29 protein-coding genes and 1 pseudogene are annotated in these 26698 nt (G+C 70.2%); 11 read left to right on the forward strand and 19 right to left on the reverse strand.

Going from position 1 to position 26698, the window contains the following annotated elements; genetic code table 11:
* Positions 1 to 292: 292 nt before the first annotated feature.
* Complete coding sequence (locus E9998_RS06840; protein WP_136528961.1) at positions 293 to 1495, forward strand: sulfotransferase family protein; 1203 nt, start codon at positions 293 to 295, stop codon at positions 1493 to 1495.
* Between the two features lie 364 nt (positions 1496 to 1859).
* Positions 1860 to 2570, forward strand: a pseudogene (locus tag E9998_RS26115) (sulfotransferase family protein); the annotation flags it as partial.
* Positions 2571 to 2726: 156 nt separating this feature from the next.
* Here E9998_RS26115 and E9998_RS26120 read toward each other — a convergent pair.
* Positions 2727 to 3383, reverse strand: coding sequence for a copper resistance CopC family protein (locus E9998_RS26120; RefSeq protein WP_136528963.1), 657 nt, complete (start codon positions 3381 to 3383; stop codon positions 2727 to 2729).
* 180 nt (positions 3384 to 3563) lie between these two features.
* Between E9998_RS26120 and E9998_RS06855 the strand changes: the two genes are divergently transcribed.
* On the forward strand, positions 3564 to 4556 hold the full coding sequence (locus E9998_RS06855; protein WP_136528964.1) for a Gfo/Idh/MocA family protein: 993 nt from the start codon (positions 3564 to 3566) through the stop codon (positions 4554 to 4556).
* A gap of 58 nt (positions 4557 to 4614) precedes the next feature.
* Here the strand turns inward: E9998_RS06855 and E9998_RS06860 are convergent, their stop codons facing one another.
* The 3 genes from E9998_RS06860 to E9998_RS06870 all read right to left on the reverse strand — a co-directional run bounded on the left by E9998_RS06860 (position 4615) and on the right by E9998_RS06870 (position 6303).
* A complete protein-coding gene (locus E9998_RS06860) occupies positions 4615 to 5457 on the reverse strand; it encodes a hypothetical protein (protein WP_204745301.1) in 843 nt (280 codons plus the stop codon).
* A gap of 112 nt (positions 5458 to 5569) precedes the next feature.
* A complete protein-coding gene (locus tag E9998_RS06865; protein ID WP_136528966.1) occupies positions 5570 to 5971 on the reverse strand; it encodes a YbaB/EbfC family nucleoid-associated protein in 402 nt (133 codons plus the stop codon).
* Positions 5968 to 6303, reverse strand: coding sequence for a YbaB/EbfC family nucleoid-associated protein (locus E9998_RS06870; RefSeq protein ID WP_136528967.1), 336 nt, complete (start codon positions 6301 to 6303; stop codon positions 5968 to 5970). Before E9998_RS06870 ends, E9998_RS06865 begins: the two co-directional genes overlap by 4 nt.
* 188 nt (positions 6304 to 6491) lie before the next feature.
* Between E9998_RS06870 and E9998_RS06875 the strand changes: the two genes are divergently transcribed.
* The 5 genes from E9998_RS06875 to E9998_RS06895 all read left to right on the forward strand — a co-directional run bounded on the left by E9998_RS06875 (position 6492) and on the right by E9998_RS06895 (position 11473).
* Entirely contained in the window at positions 6492 to 6821 is a 330-nt protein-coding gene (locus E9998_RS06875; RefSeq protein WP_158299717.1) for a WXG100 family type VII secretion target, read from the forward strand.
* The gene (locus E9998_RS06880; RefSeq protein ID WP_136528969.1) at positions 6818 to 7906 is read left to right on the forward strand and encodes a hypothetical protein; all 1089 of its coding nucleotides are present in this window, start codon (positions 6818 to 6820) and stop codon (positions 7904 to 7906) included. Before E9998_RS06875 ends, E9998_RS06880 begins: the two co-directional genes overlap by 4 nt.
* A gap of 194 nt (positions 7907 to 8100) precedes the next feature.
* Positions 8101 to 9219: an SPFH domain-containing protein gene (locus E9998_RS06885; protein WP_136528970.1), complete on the forward strand. Its 1119-nt coding sequence runs from the start codon at positions 8101 to 8103 to the stop codon at positions 9217 to 9219.
* A gap of 23 nt (positions 9220 to 9242) precedes the next feature.
* Positions 9243 to 10304 (forward strand): TFIIB-type zinc ribbon-containing protein, encoded by a 1062-nt coding sequence (locus tag E9998_RS06890; RefSeq protein ID WP_136528971.1) that lies wholly within the window; start codon positions 9243 to 9245, stop codon positions 10302 to 10304.
* Positions 10301 to 11473, forward strand: a complete 1173-nt coding sequence (locus E9998_RS06895; protein WP_136528972.1) for a hypothetical protein — start codon at positions 10301 to 10303, stop codon at positions 11471 to 11473. Before E9998_RS06890 ends, E9998_RS06895 begins: the two co-directional genes overlap by 4 nt.
* On the opposite strand, the gene E9998_RS06900 is transcribed toward E9998_RS06895, so the two are convergent.
* The 9 genes from E9998_RS06900 to E9998_RS06940 form a co-directional block, all read right to left on the reverse strand.
* A complete protein-coding gene (locus E9998_RS06900) occupies positions 11470 to 12117 on the reverse strand; it encodes a hypothetical protein (protein WP_136528973.1) in 648 nt (215 codons plus the stop codon). The genes E9998_RS06895 and E9998_RS06900 overlap by 4 nt on opposite strands.
* Before the next feature lie 16 nt (positions 12118 to 12133).
* Positions 12134 to 12538, reverse strand: coding sequence for a YbaB/EbfC family nucleoid-associated protein (locus E9998_RS06905; RefSeq protein ID WP_136528974.1), 405 nt, complete (start codon positions 12536 to 12538; stop codon positions 12134 to 12136).
* Positions 12535 to 12855, reverse strand: a complete 321-nt coding sequence (locus E9998_RS06910; protein WP_136528975.1) for a YbaB/EbfC family nucleoid-associated protein — start codon at positions 12853 to 12855, stop codon at positions 12535 to 12537. Before E9998_RS06910 ends, E9998_RS06905 begins: the two co-directional genes overlap by 4 nt.
* 17 nt (positions 12856 to 12872) lie before the next feature.
* Positions 12873 to 14087 carry a hypothetical protein gene (locus E9998_RS06915; protein WP_136528976.1) on the reverse strand — a complete coding sequence of 405 codons (1215 nt, stop codon included), beginning with the start codon at positions 14085 to 14087 and terminating at the stop codon, positions 12873 to 12875.
* Positions 14087 to 15322 (reverse strand): hypothetical protein, encoded by a 1236-nt coding sequence (locus tag E9998_RS06920; protein ID WP_136528977.1) that lies wholly within the window; start codon positions 15320 to 15322, stop codon positions 14087 to 14089. Before E9998_RS06920 ends, E9998_RS06915 begins: the two co-directional genes overlap by 1 nt.
* A gap of 98 nt (positions 15323 to 15420) precedes the next feature.
* Positions 15421 to 16374 (reverse strand): hypothetical protein, encoded by a 954-nt coding sequence (locus E9998_RS06925; RefSeq protein ID WP_136528978.1) that lies wholly within the window; start codon positions 16372 to 16374, stop codon positions 15421 to 15423.
* Positions 16375 to 16434: 60 nt separating this feature from the next.
* The gene (locus E9998_RS06930; protein ID WP_136528979.1) at positions 16435 to 17184 is read right to left on the reverse strand and encodes a WXG100 family type VII secretion target; all 750 of its coding nucleotides are present in this window, start codon (positions 17182 to 17184) and stop codon (positions 16435 to 16437) included.
* 5 nt (positions 17185 to 17189) lie between these two features.
* A complete protein-coding gene (locus E9998_RS06935; RefSeq protein WP_136528980.1) occupies positions 17190 to 17789 on the reverse strand; it encodes a hypothetical protein in 600 nt (199 codons plus the stop codon).
* Positions 17790 to 17964: 175 nt separating this feature from the next.
* Positions 17965 to 18336 carry a hypothetical protein gene (locus tag E9998_RS06940; RefSeq protein WP_136528981.1) on the reverse strand — a complete coding sequence of 124 codons (372 nt, stop codon included), beginning with the start codon at positions 18334 to 18336 and terminating at the stop codon, positions 17965 to 17967.
* 366 nt (positions 18337 to 18702) lie between these two features.
* Between E9998_RS06940 and E9998_RS06945 the strand changes: the two genes are divergently transcribed.
* From E9998_RS06945 to E9998_RS06955, 3 genes are all read left to right on the forward strand, one after another.
* The gene (locus tag E9998_RS06945; RefSeq protein ID WP_136528982.1) at positions 18703 to 19950 is read left to right on the forward strand and encodes a hypothetical protein; all 1248 of its coding nucleotides are present in this window, start codon (positions 18703 to 18705) and stop codon (positions 19948 to 19950) included.
* Complete coding sequence (locus E9998_RS06950) at positions 19951 to 21189, forward strand: hypothetical protein (RefSeq protein WP_136528983.1); 1239 nt, start codon at positions 19951 to 19953, stop codon at positions 21187 to 21189.
* A 187-nt stretch (positions 21190 to 21376) separates the two neighbouring features.
* Positions 21377 to 21775, forward strand: a complete 399-nt coding sequence (locus E9998_RS06955; protein ID WP_136528984.1) for a hypothetical protein — start codon at positions 21377 to 21379, stop codon at positions 21773 to 21775.
* Between the two features lie 19 nt (positions 21776 to 21794).
* Here E9998_RS06955 and E9998_RS06960 read toward each other — a convergent pair whose 3' ends face one another.
* The 6 genes from E9998_RS06960 to E9998_RS06985 all read right to left on the reverse strand — a co-directional run bounded on the left by E9998_RS06960 (position 21795) and on the right by E9998_RS06985 (position 26645).
* Positions 21795 to 22133, reverse strand: coding sequence for a hypothetical protein (locus E9998_RS06960; protein WP_136528985.1), 339 nt, complete (start codon positions 22131 to 22133; stop codon positions 21795 to 21797).
* Between the two features lie 14 nt (positions 22134 to 22147).
* Positions 22148 to 23749, reverse strand: a complete 1602-nt coding sequence (locus tag E9998_RS06965; RefSeq protein ID WP_136528986.1) for a WXG100 family type VII secretion target — start codon at positions 23747 to 23749, stop codon at positions 22148 to 22150.
* A 92-nt stretch (positions 23750 to 23841) separates the two neighbouring features.
* A complete protein-coding gene (locus tag E9998_RS06970; RefSeq protein ID WP_136528987.1) occupies positions 23842 to 24804 on the reverse strand; it encodes a hypothetical protein in 963 nt (320 codons plus the stop codon).
* Between the two features lie 9 nt (positions 24805 to 24813).
* A complete protein-coding gene (locus tag E9998_RS06975; protein WP_136528988.1) occupies positions 24814 to 25122 on the reverse strand; it encodes a hypothetical protein in 309 nt (102 codons plus the stop codon).
* Complete coding sequence (locus E9998_RS06980; protein ID WP_136528989.1) at positions 25119 to 25856, reverse strand: hypothetical protein; 738 nt, start codon at positions 25854 to 25856, stop codon at positions 25119 to 25121. The genes E9998_RS06975 and E9998_RS06980 overlap by 4 nt, the downstream gene beginning before the upstream one ends.
* Positions 25857 to 25916: 60 nt before the next feature.
* The gene (locus E9998_RS06985) at positions 25917 to 26645 is read right to left on the reverse strand and encodes a hypothetical protein (RefSeq protein ID WP_136528990.1); all 729 of its coding nucleotides are present in this window, start codon (positions 26643 to 26645) and stop codon (positions 25917 to 25919) included.
* Positions 26646 to 26698: the final 53 nt, after the last annotated feature.

Genomic DNA, 26698 nt, shown 5'->3' on the forward strand with positions numbered 1-26698 from the left:
ACGCCTGCGCCGCAACGGCGCCCGTTGAGGTGATACCGCTACTGCCAGGGGGTGTCCGGTGGGTCAGGGCGAGTCGGTATCCGAGTCCATTCGTTCGCTCGCTCTGCACACTTACGGCTCGCAAGCGTCGCCGAGGCCGCGGGAGGGTCTTCGAATACCGGTGTTGTATTCGAAGGCCCGACAACGAAGCGAGCGGGCGAATGGGCCGGATAGCGGCCGGTCTGGCCCACCGGACACCCCCTAGACTGCCGGAAACCCCCCCGTCCGTCCCCCACGGCAGAGGAGCCCCCTCATGCGACGCGTGTCGTTCACCGCAAAAGCCCTCAACCTCGTACTCGCCCCCTCCACTTCCGGGCGCAAACGCCCGCTGGAGGCCTGGGCCAAGACCGTTTCCGAGGTCGTCCGCTCGTCGGGCCACTCGGCCGAAGGCGAGGAGACCTTCATCGAGGAGTTCGGCTTCATGCTGAAATGCCTCGCCGACGAGCCCCGCCTCACCCCGCTCGGATGGACCTCGGCCATCGCCGAGGCGAAGCCCCGCCTGGAGAACCGGCTGCGGGTCAAGGCGATCGCCGCCGAGCACCCGGCCGTCCTGGACGAGCGGATCGAGAGGCCGGTCTTCGTCATCGGGCTGCCGCGCACCGCGACCTCGCTGGCGCACCGCATCCTCGCCGCCTCCGACGACCACCGCGGCCCGTACATGTGGGAGATGCTCCACACCGACCTGGAGACCTCCCCCGAGGTGATCGGCAAGCGGATCGACGCCGCGGCGAAGGGCATCAAGCTCATGATGCGGGTGGCCCCTTCGTGGAAGGTCATCCACCCCAGCGCAGTCGACATCCCCGAGGAGTCCATGATGGTGCTCCCCCACGGCGTCTACCACCTCTTCCTGCGCGGCCTGATGCCCGAATACCGCGAATGGCTCGCCGCCCGCGACACCACCCCCGACTACGAGTACCTCAAGCTCGCGCTCCAGATCCTCCAGCACGGGCGCGAGCCCAAGCGCTGGGTCCTCAAGTACCCCGGCCACCTCAGCGACATCGAGACCATCCGCAAGGTCTTCCCGGACGCGACCTTCGTGTGGACCCACCGCGACCCGGTCACCGTCATCGGCTCCCTGTGCAGCCTCATGGAGACCTCCTGGTCGACCTACCAGCAGCGCCCCGACCTCCACGACATCGGCAGGCTGGCAGTGGAGCTGACCTCCGAGGCCGTGCGCAAGGGCCGCGAGTCCAGGGTCGCGCTCCCCGCCGGAACGATCGTGGACGTCCCGTACGCGCTGCTCAACTCCGACCCGCACCACGAGGTCCCCAAGATCTACGAGGCGATCGGCGCCACCTGGACCGAGAAGGACGCGGGCAACCTCGACGCCGTGGTCACCGGGCCGGTCACCGACCGCAAGCACGAGTACGGCGTGGCCCGCTACGGCCTCGACCTCTCCGGCGTCGAGGACGCCTTCGGGGACTACACCCGCCTGGTCGCGAGCCTCAACCGGTGAACGCGACCCGAACCCGCCGAGGAGACCGCACTTGAGCCGACGCCGCCCCGCCGCCGCCACCCTCGTCAACCTCGCCCTCGCCCCGTTCGCGGGCGGCCGGAGGCGGCCCGAGGCCGCCTGGCGCAAGGCCGCCGACGCGGCCGCCGCGCGGGCCGGGCGCCCCCTCGGGGACGACAGGGCCTTCGCCGACGAGCAGGGGTTCCTGCTGTCGTGCCTGGCGGCGGCGGGCGGCGTCACGCCACTCGGCTGGACCGCCGCCGCCACCGAGGCGAAGACGCGCCTGGAGAACCGCCTGCGCATCAGCGCCCTGGTCGAGGCGCACCCGGAGATCCCCGACGGCGAGATCCGCCGCCCGGTCTTCGTCGTGGGCCTGCCGCGCACGGCGACCACCTTGGCGCACAAGGTCCTCGCCCTCGCACCGGGCCACCGCGCCCCGCTCATGTGGGAGATGCTGCACACCGGCGTCGAGACCGACCCCGCCGCCGTCGAGCGGCTCGTCAGGGCCCGCTCCAGGCAGGTCGCGCTCACGCCGAGGATCGCGCCCGGCTGGGAGGTCATGCACCCCGTGGGCGCCGACCAGCCCGAGGAGTCGCTCTTCGTGCTGCCGCACGGGCACTACTACCGCGTCCTGCGCGGCGAGCTGCCCGGGTACCGGGCCTGGCTGGACGCGCGCGACACCGTGCCCGACTACGAGTACCTCAAGCTCGCGCTCCAGGTCCTCCAATACGGGCGCGAGCCGAGGCGCTGGATCCTCAAGTACCCGGCGCACCTCGGCGACGTCGACGCGATCCGCGAGGTCTTCCCGGACGCGGTGTTCGTATGGACGCACCGCGACCCGGCCACCGCGGCCGGGTCGATGTGCAGCCTCATGGAGACCTCGTGGGGGATCTACCGCGAGCGGGTCGACCCGGAGGCGGTGGGCCGCATCGCCCTCGGCGAGATGGCCAGGATCGTGGAGCGCGGCATGGCCGCTCGCGCCGCGCTCCCGCCTGAGTCCATCGTGGACGTGCCGTACGCGATGCTCGCCGAGGACCCGCACGCCGCGGTGCCCCGGATCTACGAGGCGATCGGCGCGGACTGGACCGACGCGGACGCCGCGAATCTCGGCTCGGCGCTCGCCCGCCCGACCACGGCCCGGCACGAGTACGCGCTGGACCGGTACGGGCTCGACCCCGACCGGATCACCGAGGCGCTCGGCGACTACCCCGAACTGCCGGCCTCGCTGGAAGCCTTAGGACTCGTCGGTCTTCGCGTCCGTCTCGTCGTGTCCGCCCTTGCGGCCCAAGGTCTTCACGAGGACCACGCCGACGACGACGATCACGAGCAGGCCGAGCAGGATCGCGGCCAGGGTCGCGCCGGTGTTCGACTCCTCGTCATCGCCGTCGCTGTCGGCGGCGGCCGCGGTCGTCGCCGCGGCCTCGGAATCCGACGCCTCGGGCGCCTCGCTCGAAGGAGCCTCCTCCAAAGCGGTCGGCTCTGAGCCGGGCGCGTACAGGCCCTCAGGGATGGACTCGACGGTGAAGGCCAACTGGCCGTCCACGCGGTGCCCGTCCTCGGAGATCACCCGGAACGCCACGGTGTACTCCCCGGCGGTGGTGTACAGCATCGGCAGCGTGAACGTGTCGCCGTCGAAGGACGGGTCGGCGACCGCGACGACCGCGCCCGAGGGGTCGGTCACCGCGATCTCGGTCGAGGGGCCGTCGAGCAGCTCCGAGAACGTGGCCGAGACCTCGGCGGGGGCCTCGGCGAGCACGGCCCCGTCCTCGGGGTCGGTGCTCACCAGCGCCGCGTGGGCCGAGGCCGGGGCGGCCGAGCCGAGGGCGAGCGCGCCGCCGAGGAGGGCGGCGAGGAGAAGCGGAACGGCACGTCTGGCGGGAGTCCTCTGCATGAGGCCATAGTGCCACGGCCCCAGCGGCTCCACCCTGGGGGAAAGGTCACAATCCCTACCGATCCATAGCCATTCGGTCACGGAGAGTACCGAACTTGCGCTGAAATCGCCCGGTTGGCGGAGATAGTACCGCTCACCCTCGTGTTGACGATCGCCGGAAGTTGTGATGTGCTTACGTCCATGGTTGAACCGATCCGATGGGGAATCCTGGCGACCGGTGGAATCGCATCGACCTTTGTGGAAGATCTTGCCCTCCTCGACGATTGCCGCGTCACCGCCGTGGCCTCTCGATCGGCGGAGCGCGCCGCCGCGTTCGCCAAGAAGTACGACATCGACAACACCTGGGACTCCGTTCAGGCCCTGGCGGCCGACGACCAGGTCGACATCGTCTACGTCGCCACCCCGCACTCCCACCACTACCTGCCCACGCTCCAGCTCCTCGAGGCCGGGAAGCACGTCCTGTGCGAGAAGGCCTTCGCCTACAACGCCGCCCAGGCCCGCACCATGTTCGACGTCGCCCGCGAGCACCAGCGGTTCCTCATGGAGGCCATGTGGACCCGCTGCAACCCGGCCATCCGCGAGATGCGCCGGGCCATCCAGGAGGGCATGATCGGCGAGGTCGTGTCGGTCCACGGCAACTTCGCGTTCGCCACCGACGCCCCGCCGAGCCACCGCCTGCGCAACCTCGAACTGGCCGGGGGCGCCCTCCTCGACCTCGGGGTCTACCCGCTGACGCTCGCGCACCTCGCCCTCGGTGCGCCCGAATCGGTCTCGGCCACCGCGATCATGGACACCACCGGCGTCGACGCCTACACGGCGATGACCCTGCGCTACCCGAACGCGGTCGCGCAGCTGTCGTGCTCCATCCGCGGCGGCGCCGCGAACGAGGTCACCATCTCCGGCACCGAGGGCCGCATCGAACTGCGCGGCTTCGCCTACCGCCCCAGCGGTTACACGCTGGTGCGCTACAACGAGCCGCCGCGCGAGTTCGAGGCCCCCTACGTCGGCCACGGCTACGTCCACGAGGCCCTGGAGGTCCACCGGGCCCTGCGCGCCGGACGGCTCGAGTCGACCCTCGTGCCGCCGCAGAGCACCATCGAGGTCCTGGAGGTCATGGACGAGGTCCGTGCCCAGATCGACCTGCGCTACCCCGGGGAGACCCACCCGAAGTAGCAAGTGCCCCAACGATATTCCGCGCGCCGCACGTGAAGTGCGGCGCGCGGCTTAGTTCCTACGGCGCCGGCTCGGCCGGGGCCTCCTCGATCGCCTGCACCGCGGCCTCGCGCTTGGCGACGATCGCGGCGTGCTTCTCGCGCAGCCACGCCACCCGCGCCTCGGCGCTCGCGATCGACGTCTCCTCCGCCTCCTCCACGACGACGCCGCGGCGCCCGGCCTCGGCGCGCAGCACCGCGTCCAGGCCCGGCAGCAGCGCCATGACCGGGCCGGTGAAGAACCCGGTCTCGGCCTCCTTCGTGCGGATCCAGCCCTTGTACTCGATCTCGCAGACCACCTGGCGCCTCCCGGCCTCGGGGTCGCGGATCGCGAGGTCGGTGACCATCGCCCAGATCGTGAACATCGCGGCGGTGGCCTTCTCGGAGACCCACCCGCGCCCGGGGACCGGCGGCAGCAGACCTTCGACGGACTCGGTGAACGTGTCGGTGGAGAGCTTCTGGAGGATGCCGTCGAGCGAACGCGTCCGGACCGCGCGGACCTTGTGCCACTTGGCGGTCGCGCCGTCGAAGCCGACCTCCTCGGGGCCGACGTCGATCGTCCCGAAGTTGTCGAGCAGGCCCAGGAGGAGACCGGTGCCCAGCGGCGGCTTGTTCCCCGCCGTGATGAGCTTGCCCAGGCTCCACTGCCAGTGCTCGGCCACCGGCGAGGCCGGCAGCGGCAGCCGCCGCAGCAGCTCCTCGACGTCGCCCTCCTTGAGGGCCGACTTCGCCTCCCCGGCGAACGCCTGCGCCGCGTCGCGGCGGTCGGTCACGTAGCCGGTCGCGGCGTCCCGCTTCTCCCGGACGGCGTCGACGCCCACGTCGACGACCATCTTCCCGGCCTCCTGCGCGCGCTGCCTCATCTGTTCGAGGCGATCCTTCATACCCATGGATGCAAGATACCGGCACGGCCCCAACGCAGGTCGGGGCGCGTTCGGCGCACCTCCCGCGCGGCGCCGCCCCGCGCGGACCGGCTCAGCGCTCGAGGTTGCCGCGCGCGCGTTCCTGCATGTAGTCGGGCATGTTGCGGGTGACCATGCCCATGACATCGATCTTGTCGCCCACGAGCTCCTGCGCCATGGCCGCCATCTTCATGCCGTACGTCGCCTTGGCCTCGTTGATGAGCGCGATGATGGAGGGGCCGAGCGTCTGCTTCATGCGCATCGCGTACTCGTCGATGCCGATCTCGGCGACCTTGCCGTCGCCGTCGAGCTTGACGCGCAGGTAGCCGTCCTCGGAGTAGACCTCCACGGCGTCGGTGCCCGCCTCGGCGGCCAGCGCCTCGTACTTGGCGAGCATCGCCTCGGCGTCGGTCCTCATCTGCTCCAGGCGCGCCATCATGGCCTCGGGGTCCATGCCGCCCAACCGGTCGCTCATCGCTGCTCCTCTTCCCGCTCGATCCGCTCGGGCGTGCCGTCGAAGGACTCCGGGGAGATCTCCCTGCCCATGATCTGCCCGGCCTGCTCGGCCATCTCGGCCCCGGCCTTCCGGTTCGCGTCCTTGATCGTCTCGACGATGAGCTCGCCGAGCTCGACGCCGGAGAGCTCGAACGCGTTGAGGCGCAGGTCGAGCTCCCAGATGCTGTCGGCGGCGCCGGCCACGACGCGGACCGCGCCGCCCTCGCTGATCGCCTCGGCGCGCAGCTCGACGGCGATCCGCTCGATCGCCTTGGCCTTGCCCCGCATTTCCTCCGCCGAATCCTCGGACACGGCATCCTCCCAGGGTCTGGCCGCGGCGCCCTCCGCCGCGGCGTCATCCCAGCATGCTACAAGCCCGAAGCGAGCAACCGCACCGGCCGCGATCGTGGCAGTGCGGGACTATCGTTCTCATTGGCGCCAAATTGCTCCCGAGCGCCCTATCGACAACGATTCAAACCTCCTTCGGAAGGAGCTTGCCCGTGGCCACCGGATACGGAGTCGACCCCGAGGAACTGCGACAGGCCGCCACCACCCTGCGCGGCAGCACTGGAGAGATACAGGCGCTCGCCGACTACTGTCAGGAGGCTGATCCGGACCCCGAGGCGTGGGGATTGTGCGGCATACCGTTCGGCGCCGTCTACTTCGGACTCGCGGAGCTGTACCGGGCCATTCTCGGCCAGTTCACCGACGCCGTCGAGGGCCTCTCCGACAACATCGAGGCCTGCGCCGACAGCTACGACGCCACCGACCAGGAGATCGTGACCGGTCTCAACGCCATCGGCTCGAACATCGAAGGGACCGCGGTATGAGCGACGAGATCGAGAAGCCGACCTGGCAGGACGAGGCCCCCGAGGCCGAGCACGGCGTCCTCACCGACCCCTCCCAGCTCTCGGGCGAGAACTGGACGCCCGACAGCGGCACCGTCACCGAGCAGGCGCTCCAGATCGACGGCGTCAGCAACGTCGCCTCGGCCTACGACTCGGGCAAGAGCGTCGTGGAGGCCGCCCAGGGCGTCGACAGCCTCACCGACTGGGAGGGCATGTTCGGCCTCGCCAGCACCTTCGGCGACGCCGTCACCAACATCGGCGACCAGGTGCAGGGCATCTGCGACTTCGCGAAGGTCCTCGCCGAGAACCCCCTGGGCTGGCTCGCCGGGACCATCACCGAGTTCCTGCTGGGCATCTTCCAGCCGCTCGACGACCTGGTCCAGCTCGTCTCGGGCAACGAGGGCCTCATCACGAACTCCTCGGAGATGTGGGGCTCGGTCGCCGACGGCTGCCCGCAGGTCGCCGACTTCTTCTCCCAGACCGCCGAGTCCGCGCTCCAGGGCTGGGAGGGCGACGCGGCGAACGCCGCGCGCACCCGCGTCACCGAGGTCGGCTTCGGGCTCCAGATCATGGGCTTCCTCGCCGTCGGCATGAAGCACCTGCTCGTCAAGGCCGCCGAGCTCGCCGCCGCCGCGTACGAGAAGGTCAAGGGCTACATCGCCGACGGCGTCGAGTGGGTGCTCACCCGGATCGTGGCCTACCTGGCCGCCAGCTGGGCCACGCTCGGCGCGGCCGTGCCGGTGGCCGTCGCCGACACCGTGCGCAAGGTCTGCACCCTGCTCATGGACGCCTACAACTGGATCAAGCGGGCCATCGAGGTCTTCGTCAACATGGTGAAGGCCTCGCAGATGGTGCAGCAGGTCGTCACGAAGGTCAAGCCCGTCCTGGACTTCCTCCAGAAGGCCCAGCCGTACATCGCGGGCGCGCAGCAGGCCTACGAGGGCTACCAGTTCGCGCAGGAGTTCGCCGCCGACCCCGGCGGCACCGCGCAGCAGACCGCCCAGGACCAGATCACGCAGCGCTACGGCGACCTCGCCGGGGACGCGTTCGGGCAGGTCTTCAAGTAGCGCGAACGCCCAAGCAGGACAGAGGAAACGGTTTCGGCGGGGTCCTGCGGCGCGGCCTTCGGGCCCCGCCGCGGGACCCCGCTTTGGCGTCGCTCTTGTAAAGTAAGGCCCACCGATCCGGCGGCGGACGGTCCCGAGTTCCGCCGCCCGCCCCCGGCAGGGCGCCCACCCGCAGCGAAGGACAGTGACCGAACATGGGTCTTTTCGACGGCATCCGCGGTGAGTTCATCGACATCGTCGAATGGCTCGACAACTCCCGCGACACGCTGGTCTGGCGGTTCCCCCGCCACGACAACGAGATCAAGATGGGCGCCAGGCTCGTCGTGCGCGAGTCCCAGTCCGCGGTGTTCATCAACGAGGGCCAGCTCGCCGACGTGTTCGGGCCCGGCACCCACACCCTCGCCACGGGCAACCTGCCGATCCTGTCGACCCTCAAGGGCTGGAAGTACGGCTTCGACTCCCCGTTCAAGGCCGAGGTCTACTTCGTCAACACCCGCCAGTTCACCGACTTCAAGTGGGGCACCAAGAACCCGGTCCTGGTGCGGGACCCCGAGTTCGGGGCCGTGCGCATCCGCGCCTTCGGCGCCTATGCGATCCGCGTCGTCGACCCCGCGGCCCTGCTGCGCGAGTCCGCCGGCACCGACGCGCAGTTCCGCACCGAGGAGATCGAGTCCTGGCTGCGCGAGAAGGTCATCGGGGCCTTCGCGCCCGCCATCGCCTCGGCCCGCATCCCCGTGCTGGACATGGCGATCCACCAGGAGCAGATCGGCCAGCAGCTCAAGTCGGCGATCTCGGCGCAGCTCGCGCCGCTCGGCCTCGAGGTCCCCTCGTTCACCATCTCCAACATCTCGCTCCCCGAAGAGGTCGAGCAGGCCATCGACAAGCGCGCCTCCATGGGCGTGGTCGGCGACCTCGGCGCGTACACCCAGTTCCAGGCCGCGAACGCCCTGGAGGACGCGGCCCAGCACGGCGGCGGCGCCGCCGACGCCCTCAGCCTCGGCGCGGGCATGGCGATGGGCAACCAGTTGGCCGCCAACATGGCCGCGCAGCAGCAGCCGCAGTACCAGCAGGCCCCGCCCGCCGCGGGCCCGCCGCCGCTCCCGGTCGCCGCCGCCTGGTACCTGGGCCTCGGCGGCCAGCAGGCCGGGCCGTTCGACGTCCCCGCCCTCCAGCAGAAGATCGCCGCGGGCGAGCTCACCCGCGAGACCCTCGCCTGGAAGCAGGGCCAGGCCGCCTGGTCCCCCGCCGGCCAGGTGCCCGAGCTCTCCGGGCTCTTCGGCATGGTCCCGCCGCCGCCGCTGCCCCCGCAGTAGCCACCCCTCAAGAGGAGAGACCCGTGACGAACCCGGCTCCCGCCAGCCACCAGACCTACCCGTGCGGGGACTGCGGCGCGCAGCTCCAGTTCGCGCCCGGCACCACCGACCTCGCCTGCCCGTACTGCGGTGCGCGGCAGCGGATCGCGCCCCAGCAGCGCCAGGTCGTCGAGCACGACTACAACGCCCTCGGCGCCAAGCCCCGCCGCAACCCCGAGCAGGTGCCGCCGAACCTGTTCGTGTGCACCGGATGCAAGGCCCACACCGAGTCCGACGCCTGGTCGGACGTGTGCCAGTTCTGCGGCGCGCCCGTCGTGGCCGACCGGTTCGACCCGAACCTCGTCGCCCCCGAGGGCGTCGTCCCGTTCCAGCTCGACAAGGGCAGGGCGCGCGAGGCGCTCAAGTCCTGGGTGTCGAGCCGCTGGTTCGCGCCCAACGCGTTCAAGAAGGTCGACGAGGCCGAGTCGCTCAAGAGCACCTACCTGCCGCACTGGACCTGGGACGCCCAGACCACCACCGACTACCGCGGCGAACGTGGCGAGCACTACTACGTCGAGGTCGACGGCAAGAGCGAGCGCCGCACCCGCTGGCACCGCGCGCACGGCACCGTCCAGCGCGCCTTCGACGACGTGGTCGTCCCGGCCACCGCCCACGTCAGCGGCGACTACCTCGACGACCTCTCGCCCGACTGGGACACGAAGAAGGCCGTGGCCTTCCAGCCGCAGTACCTCTCGGGGCACTTCACGCAGCGCTACGAGGTCGGGCCCGACCAGGGCCTGGAGGCCGCGAAGCGCAAGATGGCCCCGATCATCCGCAAGGACGTCGAACGGCACATCGGCGGCGACGAGCAGCGCGTCCACCACATGGACACCCGGTACGCGAACCTGACGTTCAAGCTCCTGCTCCTGCCCGTCTGGCTCCTCGCCTACCTGTTCAACGGCCGCACCTGGCAGGTCCTCGTCTCCGGCCAGACCGGCAAGGTCGAAGGCGAGCGTCCTTGGAGCGCTTGGAAGATCACCTTCGCGATCCTCACCGCGCTCATCGTCCTCGCGGGCGTCGTCTACCTCGTCTACACCAACCGGTGACCGGCGGCCGTGAGGGCCGGGCGCGGCCCTTTCGCGCCTACGCCGACCGCGAGCGCGCCCTCGCGTCGCCGCGCCCGCTGCGCGTGAGCGAGCCGATGCGACTCCTCGACGAGCAGGTCACCGCCCGCGTCAGGGGCCCTCGCGGCGGCTCCGCGATCCCCGACCGGAAGCCGATACCGGCCTTCCAGGAACCCGACCTCGTGCCCGGGCCCGGCGAGGGCCTCCTGTCGCTCCTGGTCGACGGCGGCGCGACCGCCCCGGTCGCGGCCGTCGACGGCGTCCCGCTGACGGTCGGCTGCGGCCAGCTCGACCTCGTGCTCCGCGCCGGACCGCACACCGTCGAAGTCCAGGGCGTCCGCACCGTCGACCCGGTCGCAGTCCACATCGTCCCCGGCGGCTCGCATCGGTTGCAGTACTACGAGGACGACGCCGTCGGGCACCGCGTCCTCGGCGCGCTCCCCGATACCTACGCGTTCACGCCGACGAACGCGGGCTGCCTGTGGTGGCTCGTCCTCGTCTCGCTCCTGTGCGGCCTGCCGTACGCCGCGGTCGCCTGGCTGCAACCGCCCCTGCTCGTCTCCGCGATCACCTCCGGCGCGATCTCCTTGGCGCTCATAGCAATCTGCGTCCCGGCCCACCGCCGCAGCAAGGCCCGCCACCGCCGCGCCCTCGCCGCCCAGCGGCGCGCCGCCCCAAGCGAACCCGTGCCCCACCACGGGGACGCGTTCCTCCTCGGCGCCGACCCCATTGCGCTGCCGCCGATCCCGCCCGGCCACGCCGCGATCGACCTGCACCTGGACTGCGCCCGGCACCTGTGGGCCGGGCGTCGCGCCCTTCCCGAAGGCGGATTCCTCGCCCGCGCCTGGACGAACCCGCCGCGCGTGCGCATCGACGGCGTCGAGCGGCCCGCGTCCTGGGGCCACTGGCGGTACCTCGTTCCCCCTGGCGCACATCAGATCACCATCCTCGTGGACGGCCGTCCCGCGAACCTCGGCGTCCCCGCCCGCCACACCGGCGGCACCGAGGAGCACGCCGACCTCACCGTGGACGCCCCCGCCGGAGCGGCGGTGCGCGTGGACGCCGAAGCGCACGTGTACGCGATCTGGCGCCCCGCCTCCGGCGAGGTCGAGTCCTTCCGCCCGCGACTGCTCCTCGAACCGGTCCCCTAACGGCGCTTGCGCAGATCCACTCCCGAACCGTCGGCGAACGTGATCCTCCGGTACACCCCCGCGGGCTTGAAGCGCCGCAGAATCCTGGTGCACCGCATACGGTCCACCGCGCCCTCGTACTCGTAGCCGCCCTCGCGCACCTCGACCAGCGTCCGCACCGGCCACGGCCCCTCGAAGTCGCTCGGCTCCCCCGACCCGCTCAGGAACCTCCCGTAGGTGCGGCCCGTGACCTCCACGAACGCTATGCGCCGGTTCGTGAACGCCCACACGCCCCGGCACCGCAGCGCCGGGGTGACCAGGCGCCCCATGATCGAGTCGCCGCCACCGCCCCTCAGGACCACGTTGGGCCCCTTCCGCTTCCCGGAAGGCCCGTCCGCGCTCGCCCCGCTCAGCCCGTCACCGATGATCGCGAGCACGATCAGGAGCACCACCGAACCGAGCACCCAAGCGAGCGTCAGCCACACGACCTTCCACACCCGCCTGGCGACCTGCTCAGACGTCCACGGCGGCTTCGCGATCCCGTCGAGCTCAGGCAACCGCCACACCGGCGCCCACTCGATGAGCCGCTCACCGGGCTCAAGCCACTGCCGTTCGAGCATGACCGGCCCGTCGAGCTTCAAATCGAATCTAGGGGTACGAGACATCAGGGGTGTCACTCCTTCAGTCGCGGTAGCCGAGATTGCCCCGCGCCCGCTGCCGCACCTCGTCGGGCATGTACCGGCTGACGATCCCCTGCACGTCGATCTTGTCGCCGAGGAGGGCCTGCGCCATCTCGGCGGCCTTGACCGCGTGCATGGCCATCGCCTCCTCCGCGACGGCCTTGACGATGTACCCGAGCGCCTGGCGGTGGCGCATCCCCATCTCGTCGATGACGACCTTGTCCACGCGTCCCTGAGCATCGAGCCGGACACCGACGGTGCCGTCCTCGGAGTACGCCTCGACCGAGCCGAGTCCGTACTCGGCGCTCAGTTCCTCGTGCCTGCGCTTCGTCGCCTCGGCGTCGGCGCGGATCTGCTCGAACTGCCGCATGGCCTCTTCAGGGCTGGGCAGGCTCTGGTCGCTCATCCTCGCTCCTCCGTACCGCCGTTGAACGGGTTCGGCGGGACCTCGCGGCCCAGCAGTCGCCCGATCTCCTCTGCCAAGGTCCGGTCGGCTGCGCGGCCGGCGCTCTTGAGCGTCTCGGTGATGACGTCGCCGAGTTCGGCGCCGCTCAGTTCGAGCGCGTGGAGCCGGACCTCGATCTCCTTGATCTGTCCGGACGGTCCTGCCACCACGCGGACCGTCCCCTCCTCCGAGATCACCTCGGCCTCCGCCTCCTCGGCGAGGAGGCGCATACGGGCGAACTTCGCGCTCATGTCGTCATCGGACAGTTGGGCGTCCATAGTGCTCCCTCAATCTCTCACAGCCGGTCGGTCCAGAAGGCGACGCGTTTAGCGGGGTCGGCCATCCAGGCGGCCTCGAACGCCTCGGGCCTGAGGCGCAGCGTGCCCTCGCGGGCTTGGACCGGACCGCTCTCGCCCGGGCCGCGGTCGACGAAGAGATGGGCGTCGGCGCGCACCACGGTCGCCTCGCCCTCCCGCACCTCGATGTCGAGCCGTTCGCTGATGCGCTGCGGCGCACCGGAAAGGGCCAGGTCGCACTCGACCTCGACGACGTGCTTCCCCGGTCGCATCGGGTACCACCAGTTGCCCCAGGTCGACTGCTGCTCGAAGCCGTCGATGCGCACGGTGGGCGGCGAGGCCCGCAGCGACGCCCGTTCGACGTCGCGGACGCACACGCCCTCGCCGTCCTTCCACAGGTGACGGTGGCCCTTGAGGCGGAGCAGCACCGCCCCGTGTCCGTTCGCGAACGCAGGAAGGTCCTCAGGGTCGTCGCCCAGCAATGCAGGACGATCGGCGGCAGCGACACCGTCCAGGGGATACCGGCGTACCCGCGAACGCCCGGCGCGCCGCTGTTCGTCGAACCCGGCGTTCACGCGCGCCCGCTCCCGGCGCTTCCAAGGAAGGAGCACCAACAGGAACAGGCCGATCGCGGCGATGACGCCGAGGATGACGCGGCTGTCGGTGTTCTCCAGCAGGAACGCCTGCACCACGGCCGTAGGCAGGCCGCAGATGAGGAACACCATGAACAGCCACTCGTACAGATACACCTTGGAGACGGGCGACACCAGCTCCGCTGCGGAGGCGCCGAACGAGTGCACGCGCCGGTCCACGCCCTCGAACCAGACGAGTCGAGTCTTCACCTGATCGGCGATGTCGACCACGACCGGGCTCACCGTCTCGCCGCCCTGGACCTCCACGGTCCAGAGCCCGGCGGGCAGCACCACGTACACGGTTCCCTCGCCGACGGCGACGAGCTCGCCGTCGACGGAGGCGACCGGCATCGTCGCGGCCGCGTCGAGCACCAGTTCCAAACGCCCGGTGCCGGATTCGGTCACCATCGGGTCGCTGAGCGAGGTCGCGTACCGCGAAGGCACGAGTTCGACCGAGGGGTCCCGGTGGAGCAGCGGCTTGGACCTGACCGGCCTGCCGCGCAGGTCCGTGTAGTGGGACTTGCCGCGCCGGTAGGACACCTCCAGGTTCTTGGGTATCGCCTTCCGATCGAGACCGCGCATCAGCCGCCGCCCGCCTGAGTGAGGCCGCTTGCGGCCTGGTCGTCGGCGTCCTTGTAGCTCGCGGCGACCTCGGTGAAGCGCTGTGCGTTCCCGTCCAGGGCCGGTGAGATGAGGGCGATGTCCTCAGAGATCGAGGCCTTCTGGTCGTTGTAGCCGTCCACGAACATGAGGCAGGCGAGGCCCCAAGTCCAGTAGTCGGTGTCGGTGTCGCTCGCGACGGCGGCCGACAACGAGTCGGCGTCGCCTTTCAGCTCAGCGAGTTTCGAGCCGCAGACGTTGAACTCCTCAGGGTCCACATCGATGTACCCGGCCATGTCGACGCCGGGATCGGAAGACCCTCCGGAAGGGACGCCCGCGCTGGTGTCGCCGGTGCCCTGGACGCCGCCGGCGATCGAAGTGAGCATTCCCCCGCCCCACAGGAGCATGTCCTTACTGGCCTGGCGGAACGTCGCGTCGAGGAACTCTGAACCGATGAGCGCCAACCTTCCACCGGTCGCCTGAGCGAGCGTCACCTTCAGCGATGCGGTCGCGATGTCGATGGCGCTCTTGCCGGTCGCCCATGCCAAGAACGAGGCGATGGAGGCGCCGAAGGTCGCCCAGGATGTGGCGAGCGCGGTCAGGCCGTAGATGATGAGCTGCTCGATCAGGATGGAGAGGAGCGACTTGACGACCTCGTAGATCGTCTTGGAGAGCATCTGCGCGTAGCCGAGGTGGGACTCGATCTCCCCGACGGCGGCGGCGCACCCGTTGAGGGCGGCGGCCATGCCGCTGACCTTGTCTCGGGCCGCGTCGGCCGTCGGCGACTGCGAAGTCTCCAGAGCACTCTGCCAAGCCTCGTCGACCGCTTCGCTCATCGCGATGAGGACATCCTTGAACTGGCGCCAGCGTCCTTGGAGGTTGCTCATCGCATCGGGATCGCCCGAGAGCCAGGTGATGATCTTCTGGAGGGGCTCAACCAATGCGAGGACCATGTCCAGGCCGGCACCGACGAGGAGGCCGAGCGGATTCGCGAAGGCGCCGTAGATCTCCAGTCCCAGGTTGGCGATGTCGGCGGCGACCGCGGTCGTTGCCTCCATCGCGGAGACCTCATCGGACTCGATGGCACTGTTGATGACCGAGGCGCTGTTCATCACCTGCTTGACGCCTGGTGTGGCGCTGCCGGCCTTCTCCCAGAAGCCCTTCTCGTCCTGAGGGTTCTCGTACTGGTCCGAGTTGATGTCGGTGCTGTCGCTCATGGGTCTCCAAGTCTTCCAAGAGTGCGGCACCGTCCGGCCCGCCGGGTAATGAGAACGGGAGCGGCGTCGAAACCTCGATGCCGCTCCCGTCGTGTCACTTACGCGTAGGGGTCTTCCTCTTCGTTGCCGATGCCCCAGACGTCGTCGTCCTCGGTGAGCCAGGTGGAGTCGCCTTCACCGTTCTCGCCCTGGCCGCCCATGCCGCGCCCGCCGGCGCCGCCCATCATGCCGCCGCCCATCATGCCGCCGGCACCACGGCCGCCACCGGCACCGCCGCCCGCGCCCATGCCGCGGCCCATGCCCTTGGGCCCGCCGCCGCCACCGCGACCACCGGCCGCACCGGCACCGGCTCCACGGCCGCCACCGGCGCCGCCCATCATGCCGCCCATGCCACCGGCCATACCGCCGCCGACACCACCGCCGATGCCACCACCGGCGCCGCCGACACCACCGCCGATACCGCCGCCGCTGCCGAGGCTGCCGCCTCCGAGCCCGCCGCCGATACCACCACCGCCCAGGCCGCCGCCGATGCCACCGCCACCGAGCCCGCCGCCGCCACCGGAGGCGAGACCGCCGGAGAGGTCGTCGGGGTCGACACTGCCGGTGTTCCACGGGTTGTCGTCGTCCAGCCCGATGTCGCTGCCGTTCTCGTAATCGGGAAGGCTCGTGTCGGGAGTGCCCGGACCACCGGGTCCGCCGGGGTTGAAGTCGTTGAGGTCCGGCGCCGTCGGCGGCGTGGGGGTGAAGTCCCCCGCACCGCCGGTCGAGGGGATGCTCGGCTTCGGCGGGCTGTTCAGGTTCGGAGTCGGGTCCACCTGCTCGCCGTCGGCGATCGGCGCGGGCTCCTCGGCGTCGTTGCCGAACCGGAGCCGACTGGTGTCGGTCTTCGCGTTCTGGCTCCGGTTCACGATGTCGTCGACGAGAGCCTGGGCTTCGTCGTCGTACTGCTTCATCGTGTCCTCGCTGGCGGAGGCGACGCGCTGTTTCGAGTACCCGCGCGCGATCTCGCGCGCTTCCGCGTAGGTCATTTCACCGGGCTCGTAATATTTCATGAGCTCCTCACCTTCCAGCCGTCATGCAGGCTTGAACTGCGGTGTCGGGTCGGGATGCCATCAGTAGTACCCGCCCGCTTCCTGGATGGCGGCCGCGTCGGACTCGATCTTGTCGCGCTCTTCCGCCGCGAAGGTCGAGCCTTCGGCGCAGAGGACCTCGGCGATCTGGTCGCCGCCCTCTTTGATGATGCAGTCACCGGAGTGCCAGGGCGGGCGGACGTGCAGCTTGTAGTCGTCGCAGCAGCCGTCCTCGTCGTTGACGAGGTTGAACCCGGCCGGAGGGAACGGGGTCTCGCTGACCTTCTGGTGGATCCGCAGGTTCTCGGCGGCGTCGTCCAGTTCGGTGGCGAGTTCGAGAACCTTCTCCTTGGTCCGGCCGAGGTTCGACAGCGTCTTGGTCATGTTCTCCTCAAGGGCGTCGAAGTCGTCGCCCTTCCAGGAGTTCGCCAGGTTCTTGATGGCGGTGTTGAGGTCGGCGTCGATGTTCGTGAGACTGTCGTCCGCCATCAGCCGCCAGGTGTCGGCGATCGGCTGGATCGCGTGCTCGTCACTGGGCCTGATGGTGTTCATGACCATGTTGTAGGTCTCTTCGGTGGGGGTGACGTACTCGCTCCGCCCTTGGGCGGAGGGCACCTCGTAGACCCCTCCTCCGGTCGAGTCGGGCAGGCCGGACATCAAGGTCTCGTACGCCTGCTCGGCCTCGGTGCGCCCGAGGGTGCACCCATCCTCGTTGCACGCCCGCTGCGAGCCGGCGTAATAGGCGACATCGGTAGCCTCTAGCTGGTCGACCGCCTCGATTTCGTCTGACATCGCGCCTATCCTTCCAACTTCGCAGTGATCGTCTCCTGCACCGCGGGCAGGTAGTCCGACTGCATCCAGTCGGCCAGGTCCATCGGGGTGTACTCGTACGTGGGATTGTCGTACGTCTCGATGTCCTTGTACGACAATCCGTTCATGATGCCGGGGTCGGGGTCGCCGCCGACCTCGATGAAGACCACGTAGGGGCCCTTCTGGATGATCGCCCTGAAGCTGCTCCCCACCCCGACCGAAGCGAGGATCGCGCCCTGGTCCCAGTCGCCCTCGATCGACTCGTCGACCGACTGCTCGTCCTCGGGGCGCTCCCGAACGGCCTCGGCGGCCCCGTCGTAGAGCGTCTGGAAGCCTTCGGCGGCCTCTTCAGGAGTGCCGTACGGCATGAGGACCTGGTAGAGCCATCCGCTCAGCTCCTCTTTCGAGGAGTTCTCGGGGATCTCAATGTCGGCGGGGTAGTCGTAGAACGAGTTGCACTTGATCGACCCCGGGAAGTCGCCCTCGTTCGTGCCCAGCGCGACAGGACCTTCGGTGTACTCCCCGATCTGGAGTTTCGCGGTGACCGTGTCGGGATCGAGCACTTCGCAGGCGTCCCAGGAAGCCATTGCCGTGTAATCGGGCCCGGAGCCCGTGGTCTCGCCGCCTGGATCGTCTCCGGAGCCCGAGTCTGCGGTGCAGGCCGTGGCGGCCATGAGCAAGGCGATCCCGGGAACTAGCCCGCTCCGGAGGATTCGAGAAGTCATTCTGGTTCCTTTCAACCAACTCGCGAGTAGCTCAGGGCTAGCCGAGGGATTCGTACTCGGAGTCCGACGTGGCCGTCTCCTCCGTGTAGATCGGTTCGAGGGAGAGCACCTTGAGTTCGGCGACGTTGGCCTCTTCGGTGATCTCAGTGCCTTCGAGGGCCTGGTCGACCACGTCGATCATGCCTTTGAGGGTCGCTTTCAGGTTCTGGATGTCCATCCAGATGTTCCCGAAGTCGCCCTCGTACTCCCCGGCCTTGCCCGTCTCGTCCGCGAGCCCGAAGGCGGGCGCGTAGCTGAGGGCGCCGTCCTTCATGAGAGGGACGAGCTGCTCTTCGACGTGCTGGAGTTCCGCTTCGAGGACTGCTTTGAAGTAGTTAGCCTCGTCGGGATCGAACTCGCGCTGGGCCATCGGAAAATCCTCCGGGGTGCGGATGCTATCGGTCGGTATGCAATCTCAAATCAGGTTAGCAGGCACCCGCAACCGCCACAGACCCGAAGGTTTCGCCCGGGCGGGCCGTCTGACCTGGTGATTGACCGGGTCCACTTGTGTTGCGGCAGGGCCCTTCAGGAGGGGATGCGGGTCGTTCGAGCGAATGGCCGGGATTATCACAGGGCGTCCGGGGAAAGGCAACCGGCCCGGGAAGGCCTCGCGGGGTGGGAGCGCGGCACGCCGTCGGCCGGGCGCGGTCGCGGTGTGGAGGGGGATTGACCTGCTCGGTTATATTCGGGGGGAGTGCCGTAGTGCTGATTCCGAGGCCCCCCGAGGTGTGTTGACATGAGTGAACCCGTAGGCATTACGCCGCAACAGCTTTCCGACGCGGAGGGGATCCTCCGCGGCCAGATGCCCGCCGCGGCGGAGCTTCAGGGGCAGGCCAATGACGAGGGCCTGGACATGATGGCCTGGGGCGTCCCGGGGCTCTTCATCTCGCCCGGGTACTACCAGATGGTCGGGGACCTGCGGGAGCTGTTCCGGATGATGAACGAGGGCCTGGAGGGCCACGCGAACCGTCTCAAGGAGTGCCGCGAGGAGTGGGACACCGCGGACATGGAGATGGCGAAGGAGTTCTCGCAGTTCGACCCCGCGGGCCTGGGCGACTCGATCCAGGGCGGCGGCTCGACCTGGACCAACGACGGCGACCGGTACCACGGCCCCGGCTCGGTCGGGCTGGTCGACAGCGACGCGTGGAAGGCGTCCGGGGTGAAGGCCGTCATGGGCGGCAAGGACGTCTACGAGAAGATCCTCGCCGTCGGGAAGGCCGACGACGCGGGCGAGGGCCTCAACGCCGTCATGGACCTGACCGCCACGGCCATGGGCTGGGGCTGGGACATGATCGACGCGGCGCTGAACCCGCTGTCGTTCCTCATCTCCTCGGGCCTGGACTTCCTCATCTCCCTCATCCAGCCCCTCGACGACCTCATGGGCATGGTCACCGGCAACGGCGAGCGCATGGCCGCCGAGATCGAGCGCTGGGGCGGCATCAAGGACGGCCTGCCGCCGATCGGCGACGCGGTCAAGGCGATCCCCGAAGGCGGCCTGAGCGAGTGGTCGGGCACCGACGGCGACCTGGCCCGCGAGAAGATCAAGGACTTCGCCGAGTCGGTGTACAAGCTCGGCGACCAGATCCAGGTGCTTCAGGGCCTCATGCAGCTGTGCGAGCTCATCGCGACCTGCATCCGCAAGACGATCCTGTCGCTGATCTCGGACTGGATCACCAACCGGATCATCGACTGGGCCGTCGCGACGCCGCTCGCCGTCCCGACCGCGGGCGCCTCGACGGCCGCGGCGATGGTGCGCTCGGTGATCTCCTCGATCAGGACCGTCGTCACCGCCCTGAACCGCTACAGCAAGGTCGCCAACACGTTCGTGGAGGCCAACCGCATCCTCATGCGCGTCAAGCAGGTCTTCGAGATCGCCGCGAAGCCGCTCGCCGAGGCGGGCTTCAAGTCCGTGGGCATGATCGGGACGCTCGCAGGCAGCGGCGGGCCGTCGACGAGCGACATCGCCGACGGGTTCAACGGCTAGATGGCCGGGCCGACCGACCAGGCCGCGAAGCACGGGTTCACGTCGCTCGACGAGGTCGATCCCGTGCCGCGCGCCTACCGGGACCGGGACGGCCGCCACTTCGCGGCCCCCGGCGTCCTCGCGCGCTTCGACACCGCGGAGGCCTTCGCGAAGCGGTCCTCGCCGGACCTCCAGCCCTCAGTGGGAAAGGCGCTGCTCGACCTGTACGTGTGCACCGACCTCCCGGTCGGCGGCACCGGCACGGTCCTGCTCGACGGCACCGCGGTCGCCGCGGGCGACGGGCGGCACCAGATCGAGGTCGAGCCGGGGCGCCACCGGATCGAAGTCCAAGGCGGGGACGCCACGACCGCCGAGTTCGAAGCCGCTGCGGGCGAACGGGTCTGCTTCACCACCGGCCACGGCGCGGCGGTTCGCAACCTGCACGAGTTCCGCACGATCCTCTACCGCGTCAAGGGCCCCGAGGGCTTCGCGGCGCAACTGACGGGCAAGGCCGCGAACGCCTCGGCAACCGGCTGCCTCCTGGCGCTGGCGGGCGTCCCGGTGATCATCGGCGCGGCTATAGCCGTCTCGGTGGTCTCCAGCCCTGCGGCGCAGATCGTCTGGTCGGTGCTCCTCCTGCTCGGCGTGGCCGCGCTGGTCGCCGGGTTCACCTTGGGCGTCACGGTCACCAACCGCCTCCAGAAGAAGGCGGCGGCGCACCGGCTCGACGCGCAGCACCGCACGTCGGGGAGCGCCGTCGCGTTCCCGTCTGCCGAGGACGCCCGGGTCTGGGCGAAGGGCCGCGGCGTGCGCGGCGTGGTGCTGGTCCTCGACCTGTTCCTGTACCGCCTGACGCGGTCGGGCGGCACGGCCGAGTACACCGGCGTCGGCGACCATCTGGCGCTGGCGCACGCCGACGGGGTGCGCGTCCGCATCGACGGGGCCGAGGCCCCGGCGGACTGGGCGGCCTGGCATTACCCGCTCGCGCCCGGCGAGCACGCGTTCGCGGTGGAGTACGGGGACGGCGAGGCCCGCCACGAGTTCACTGTGAAGGTCAAGGACGTCGACGACCTCACGGTGGTCCACGTGCCGGTCCAGGTGTTCCGCTTCTGGGACGCCGACCGGGCGGCCCCGGCCACGCTGGCGCCGCGCATCGCGCATTCGGTGCAGTACGAGGCGAAGTCGCTGGTCGGCCAGGTGACCCGGAAGGAATCCGAGAACGTCAACTGGGTGCCGCTGCGCTACTGGGCGAAAGGGTAGCCCCGGCGCCCGTTCCTGCTCCGGCGGTGGGCGTTTCAGCGGACTCGTCGCTTGCGGTCACGACCGAGTGCGCTCCCGTTCCTTCGGCAGTCGGTACTGCGCACCGGCAGTCGGCAGGTCCGGGTTTCCCCAACCTGACTGAATCCTCCTGGTATGAGTTGGTTCGGCATTCAGATCAGGAGGAATCATGAAACGCATGCTCGGACTGCTGACCGTCGCGGCCACGGTGGCGGCGGTGCTGCTCACGACGGCCCCGGCTCAAGCGCAGACTCGCGGCGACACCGCCGACGGCCAGTGCTGGCAGATCACCGTCAAGGGCGACAACTACGGCGAGATGTGCTGGGACGACTACCTGGGCGGCAGCGACGCCGACGTCATGTACCTGCACGACAACTGGTTCGACGGCACCTCGACCCGCATGACCGTGTGCCGGGCCAGTTTCTGCGAGTCGGTTCACGCTTACGGCGGCGACGAGTTGATCGCGGTGCCCAGGTTCCACAGCGGCGACACCTTCGAAGTGCAGGGGTGCGGGTGGGACGAGGGCGACGAGAAGGGGTGCACCGACTGGATCACGGTCACCGAGTGAGGTGCGCTTCGCAGGGCGGTCAGGCGTAGAGGTCGTCGCCGTCGGTGAGGCGGAGCATGTCGGTGGCGACCTGCTGGTCGACGACGCCGCCGTTCTCGATGGCCGACTGGAGTCCGGCGATGAGGCCGTGCAGGGTGCCGCGCAGGTACTGGAGGTTGCGCCAGGTCGTGGCGTGGAAGTCGGCGTACTCGACGGCGGCGTGCTCGGTCGCGCCGGGCGCGGTGCCGAAGGCGGGGGCCTTCTTCAGGTCGCCGGTGCGCAGGGACGGGATGATCTCGTTCTCCAGCTCTTCGAGCAGCTCGGCCAGGAACTGGCGGTAGCGCTCGAGCGCGGCGGAGTCGAAAGCGCGCGTGGACATGCGGGGCTCCTTGTCTAGGCGTAGGGGTCGTCGTCCTCGTTGATGAAGCCCCACATGTTCTCGTCTTCGACCAGGTCGACGTCGGCTTCGCGTTCGGTGTCGTTGCCGGGCATGCCGTGGCCGCCGCCCGCGCCGCCGCCCATCATCGCGGAGGAGGACCCCCGCGAGCCGGCGGCCGCCGCGGCGCCGGTGGCCGCTGCTCCCGTGGCGGCGGCGCCGAACGCGCTGCTGGAGGTCGTTCCGGTGGTCCCCGAGGCGGTCGGCAGTGTCGCCGTGCCGCCTCCTCCGGCGAAGCCCGGTCCGCCGCCCGCGGCGCCTCCGGGTCCGCCGCTGGCGAGGCCGCCGCTTGGCTCGTCGTCCTCTTCGGCGGGCGCGTCGGGCTCGGCCTCGGGGACCTCGCCGGCGGGCGGTTCGAGCGAGGGGTCCTCGCTGGCCTGCGGCGGGGCGGTTCCGGCGGGCGGGTCCATGGCCGGGGGTTCGAGGTCCATGTAGGCCGGGTCGGCCGCGGCGGGGTAGTCCTTGTCGCTGCGGACGGTCCGCACCGACCGGTCCTCGTCGTCGGTGTCGGCGCTGCGCTGCTCGATGTCCTCGTTGATCTCGGAGTGGCGCGAGTCGTAGGAGGTCCAGCTGGAGGCGACGGCGGGGCCGTAGTGCTCCATGGCGTCGGCCACGGCCAGATCCTTGGCCTCGTCGACGGTGATGCCCTTGGGGTCGAGGCCCTCCCGCTCGATGTTGACGGGGCTGGAGTAATAGTCCACGAAGTGGAGGATGCGCTCGTCGATGTAGTCGATGATCTCGGTGGCGAGCTCGGGTTCGGCCCCGCCGAGGGCGAGCACGTGCTCGGCGTCCCGACAGGTGTACTCGATGCAGTCGCCGTGCCACCAGGCGGGCCTGACGTGGACGGACACCCAGCTGTGCCAGTCGCCGTCGATCCAGAACTGCGGCGCGGGGTAGGGGATCTCGCCGGAGTCGCCGCCCTGGATCGAGTACAGGGAGTCCTCAGTGGACTGAAGGCTGCCGACGGTGGCGTCGATGTCGTCGATGACGTCCTCGACCAGCTCGCGCGTCTGGGTGCACGCGGCCTCGAACGACTCGAAGTCGGCGCCCGCCCAGCCCTCGGAGAGGTCGGTCAGGTTCGACTTGATCCGCTCGGACCAGTCGGCGAGGCGCCCGGCCACCGAATCGGTCCACGCGTTCCGCAGGCGCTCGATCGAGTGCGCGTCGGCGTACTCGGGACGGACCGCCGCGACGGCGGTCCGGAAGTCGGCCTCGGTCGGGAACGACATCCCGGCCTCCTTGGGCCGCAAGCGGTACAGCTGCCGCTCGACCGGCACGGCCGAGACGAGCCGCTGCCATCCGGCCTCGCCGGGGTGCTCGGTCGGGTTCTCGCACGCGGCGTTCGAGCAGCCCGGCCGCGGGGCCGGCGGGCAGTCGGGGAGGGTCACGATCGTGTCGGTCGGCACCTCGGCCGGCTGCGTCGAAAGGGCATCGGCGGGCGGGGGCGGCGGGGCGGTGGCGCCCGCCGCGGCCGGTGCGACGTCGCCGAACGCCGGGGCCGACGATGCCGGTGCGGCGGCGTCGAGTCCCTGGTAGGACTCGTACGAATTGTCGCTCATCGATACTCACCTCGCGAGGGGACGTCGGCCGGTCCCGTTCACGGTAGCAACTCGACGCCACCGGCGACAGCGCCGAAAGTGCCGTTCACGGCTCAGGTCCACTGCGGGTCCTCGGGGTTCACCGCCCCCTCGGGCAGGTGCGGGCCGACCGCGTTCGCGATCCCGTCGGGCAGCCCCAGCCCGGCCCCGCCGCCGTCGAAGCCGCCGTTCCAGTTGTCCGGGTCGAAGAAGTCCCCGCCCTGATAGGTCGGGAACACGTTCGTCGCCGACTGCACCCCGTGCTGCCACCACGCCGTGTTCGCATGGCGCCCGGCGGGAGTCATCGTGAACTTCCGCGCGTAGTACGTCGCCAGGCCCTCCAGCATGTTCACGATCCCCGCCCCGGCGATGTCCAGCGGGCTCGCGGGGTTCCCCTTCGACTTCTGGAACGCGAAGGTGAACACGGTGAACGCACCGCACAGTGCTGCGCAGGTGTGCGAGATCGTCGAGATGATCCCCTCGGTGGTCTTGGCGTACCCGACCATCGTCGCCGCGGTCGCGTTCGCGCTCGCCTGTATCCCGGCCGCCGCGGGCGCGCCCACGCCGGTCGCCAGCGCCGACAGGTAGGCGACGAGGTAGGCGTCCATGGCGATCGTGCAGGACAGCAGGAACGCCCAGTACGCGGCGAGGGTGACGGCCAGGACGATGAGCTCGGCGGCGAGCAGGCACGCGTTCAGCGCGAGTTCGCGCAGCTGCGCCTGGAAGTCGGCGGCCTTGGCCTTGAACGCCTCGGCGTCGTCGCCGCTCCAGTTGTCGTCGTTGACTTCGGCGACCTCGGCCTCCAGGGCTTCGGCGGCGGCCTGGTTCCGTTCGGCGAGCGTCATCCACGCCCCCGCGGCCTTCATGAGGTCGCCGGGGTTGCACTGGTTCATGTAGACGCTGGTCGCCAGTGCCTGCACCGCGGGGCCGAGCACGACCGCGGGCGGCATGATGCCCGTGGCGCAGCTCTTGATGACGCCGTTGAAGTACGGCGACATTTCGCTCCCGGTCGCGAAGAGTGTTTCTCCGGTTGACATGCGGCGCTCCTAGTTCCCGCTCGAGCCGAAGGCGGTGGCGCAGGCTTCGTCGGCGGCTTCCATCTCGACCGCGCAGTCCTCCAGCGCGCCGTGGAGTTCGCGGAAGCACTGGGCGGCGCCTTCCATCGACTCGGCGACGGTCGCGTTGGCGGCCGTGTAGGCGGCGGCCATGGAGACGGTGACGACGGTGTAGAGGCTGCGGTCGATGGCGCCGAGGTTCGGGAGGACCTCGTTCACGGACTCCAGGATCGGGACGACGTTGGCATCGATGCCCGCGCTGAGCCCGCGCACGAACTCGGGGTCGAAGACTCTGCTCATTCCCTGCCTGCCTTTCGCTTGAGGTCCTCGCCGAACCTGCTGGCGATGTCGATGATGTCGGCGCTCTCCCCTGCCGCCCGCTCGACGGCGGCGGGTGCGGCGGCGACGGCTTCGGCGACGCCTTCGGGGAGGCGGCCCCGCACCTCGGCCTCCGAGCGCCGCCGCAGCGCGTCCCGGGCCTGGGCGACGAGGCCGGTGAGGGCTTCGCCGAGGCCGTCGACGCCGCGGGTGCGGGCGCGGGGGTCGATGCGCACGGCCGCGATGACGCGTTCGGTGCTGGAGGTGACGCTGAGGTCGCCGTTCTCGCTGGTGGCCTCGGCGCTGAGGACCTCGGGGTCGGGGCGGGTGCGGGGGGCCGCGGCCTCGCGCATGGACTTGAGGACGCCGTCGAGCCGGAGCGCGACGGCCCGGTCGAACTCCGGGTCGCGGCTGACGGCGTTGTCGGGGGTCTCGACGCCGAGGCGTCCGCGGGCGATGGCGGTGAGGGCCTCGTAGCCGCCGGTGGCCGCGGCCCGGTGGAGCTGGCCGATGGCGTCGATGCCCGCGGCGAGCGCGTCGTCCGCGGCGGCTCCGGGCCTGGGGAGCCGTGCGGCGAGTTCGGTGATGAGGTTCGCGATGACGCCGGGCGGCTGTCGGAATCCGGGGACCGAGATCGCGACGTGGATCGTCTCGTCGCGCTGGCGCAACGTCACGAACTCGTCGAAATCGGTCAGGGTGGGGTCAGATTCATTCAAGGCGGAGGCTCACTTCGGTGGAGGTCACACCGAGGATAGCGAACGGTCGCGGACGGTCACCTATTCCAATTCGCGGTACCGCTCCTCGCATAGGTCGCCGATGACGGCGGCGCCGTCGGCCTGGGCGGCGGTGACGGCGGCGAGGATGCCGCGGGCGAGGGCGCGGCGGTCGGTGCCCGCGAAGGGGTCGTGCTCGTGGCAGACGAGGTCGACGAAGGCGCCGCAGAGGTCGACGGTGACGGTGCACCGGCCGTCGTCGGTGGTGCGGTGGAAGCGTTCATGCGCGCGGTCGTCGATGGCGCGCTGGATGGAGTGCTGTACCTGGCGGGTGGCGGTGTCGACGCGGGCGGCGGCCTGGAGTTCGGCGCCGGCGGCGCTGCTGCGTTCGGCGAAGGCGAGGGCGGCGTCGAGCCGGCTCGCCTCGGCGCCGGCCCATGCGGCGCGGAGCGCTTCGGGGAGGCCGTCGGAGCCGAGGCGGACGGCGCTCGCGGTGAAGCGGAGTTCTACGAGGATGCCGGTGGCGTCGAGGACGACTTCGGTGGTGTCCTCGCGGTCGCGGCCGGTGTGGCGGGCGGCCTGGTGCTCGGCGATGAGCGCGAGCGTCTGGGCGCCTTCGCGTTGGAAGGTCTCGTGGGTCCGGCGGTCGGGGGCCTGGTCGAGGGCCTGTCTGGCCTGCTCCCAGTGCTCATCGCGGGGCAGGCGGTCGAGGGCGCTGCGGGCCTCGTCGAGCATCTTCTCGTAGTCGTCGGGCAGTGCGAACGAGAAGGCTTGCGGTTCAGGGGAGGTCATGGGCGACTCCGAACGGGCTGCGGTAGGTGAGGGGCCTGATCGTACTCACCGCG

The sequence above is a fragment of the Glycomyces paridis genome (genome assembly GCF_004912155.1).
Taxonomy (GTDB): domain Bacteria; phylum Actinomycetota; class Actinomycetes; order Mycobacteriales; family Micromonosporaceae; genus Glycomyces; species Glycomyces paridis.

Bases quoted from the DNA above. Each gene is read 5' to 3' on its own strand.
- E9998_RS06840 (WP_136528961.1), top strand. From the start codon at position 293: ATGCGACGCGTGTCGTTCACCGCAAAAGCCCTCAACCTCGTACTCGCC.
- E9998_RS26120 (WP_136528963.1), bottom strand. From the start codon at position 3,383: ATGCAGAGGACTCCCGCCAGACGTGCCGTTCCGCTTCTCCTCGCCGCC.
- E9998_RS06855 (WP_136528964.1), top strand. From the start codon at position 3,564: ATGGTTGAACCGATCCGATGGGGAATCCTGGCGACCGGTGGAATCGCA.
- E9998_RS06860 (WP_204745301.1), bottom strand. From the start codon at position 5,457: ATGAGGCAGCGCGCGCAGGAGGCCGGGAAGATGGTCGTCGACGTGGGC.
- E9998_RS06865 (WP_136528966.1), bottom strand. From the start codon at position 5,971: ATGAGCGACCGGTTGGGCGGCATGGACCCCGAGGCCATGATGGCGCGC.
- E9998_RS06880 (WP_136528969.1), top strand. From the start codon at position 6,818: ATGAGCGACGAGATCGAGAAGCCGACCTGGCAGGACGAGGCCCCCGAG.
- E9998_RS06885 (WP_136528970.1), top strand. From the start codon at position 8,101: ATGGGTCTTTTCGACGGCATCCGCGGTGAGTTCATCGACATCGTCGAA.
- E9998_RS06900 (WP_136528973.1), bottom strand. From the start codon at position 12,117: ATGTCTCGTACCCCTAGATTCGATTTGAAGCTCGACGGGCCGGTCATG.
- E9998_RS06905 (WP_136528974.1), bottom strand. From the start codon at position 12,538: ATGAGCGACCAGAGCCTGCCCAGCCCTGAAGAGGCCATGCGGCAGTTC.
- E9998_RS06910 (WP_136528975.1), bottom strand. From the start codon at position 12,855: ATGGACGCCCAACTGTCCGATGACGACATGAGCGCGAAGTTCGCCCGT.
- E9998_RS06915 (WP_136528976.1), bottom strand. From the start codon at position 14,087: ATGCGCGGTCTCGATCGGAAGGCGATACCCAAGAACCTGGAGGTGTCC.
- E9998_RS06920 (WP_136528977.1), bottom strand. From the start codon at position 15,322: ATGAGCGACAGCACCGACATCAACTCGGACCAGTACGAGAACCCTCAG.
- E9998_RS06925 (WP_136528978.1), bottom strand. From the start codon at position 16,374: ATGAAATATTACGAGCCCGGTGAAATGACCTACGCGGAAGCGCGCGAG.
- E9998_RS06930 (WP_136528979.1), bottom strand. From the start codon at position 17,184: ATGTCAGACGAAATCGAGGCGGTCGACCAGCTAGAGGCTACCGATGTC.
- E9998_RS06935 (WP_136528980.1), bottom strand. From the start codon at position 17,789: ATGGCTTCCTGGGACGCCTGCGAAGTGCTCGATCCCGACACGGTCACC.
- E9998_RS06940 (WP_136528981.1), bottom strand. From the start codon at position 18,336: ATGGCCCAGCGCGAGTTCGATCCCGACGAGGCTAACTACTTCAAAGCA.
- E9998_RS06945 (WP_136528982.1), top strand. From the start codon at position 18,703: ATGAGTGAACCCGTAGGCATTACGCCGCAACAGCTTTCCGACGCGGAG.
- E9998_RS06950 (WP_136528983.1), top strand. From the start codon at position 19,951: ATGGCCGGGCCGACCGACCAGGCCGCGAAGCACGGGTTCACGTCGCTC.
- E9998_RS06955 (WP_136528984.1), top strand. From the start codon at position 21,377: ATGAAACGCATGCTCGGACTGCTGACCGTCGCGGCCACGGTGGCGGCG.
- E9998_RS06960 (WP_136528985.1), bottom strand. From the start codon at position 22,133: ATGTCCACGCGCGCTTTCGACTCCGCCGCGCTCGAGCGCTACCGCCAG.
- E9998_RS06965 (WP_136528986.1), bottom strand. From the start codon at position 23,749: ATGAGCGACAATTCGTACGAGTCCTACCAGGGACTCGACGCCGCCGCA.
- E9998_RS06970 (WP_136528987.1), bottom strand. From the start codon at position 24,804: ATGTCAACCGGAGAAACACTCTTCGCGACCGGGAGCGAAATGTCGCCG.
- E9998_RS06975 (WP_136528988.1), bottom strand. From the start codon at position 25,122: ATGAGCAGAGTCTTCGACCCCGAGTTCGTGCGCGGGCTCAGCGCGGGC.
- E9998_RS06985 (WP_136528990.1), bottom strand. From the start codon at position 26,645: ATGACCTCCCCTGAACCGCAAGCCTTCTCGTTCGCACTGCCCGACGAC.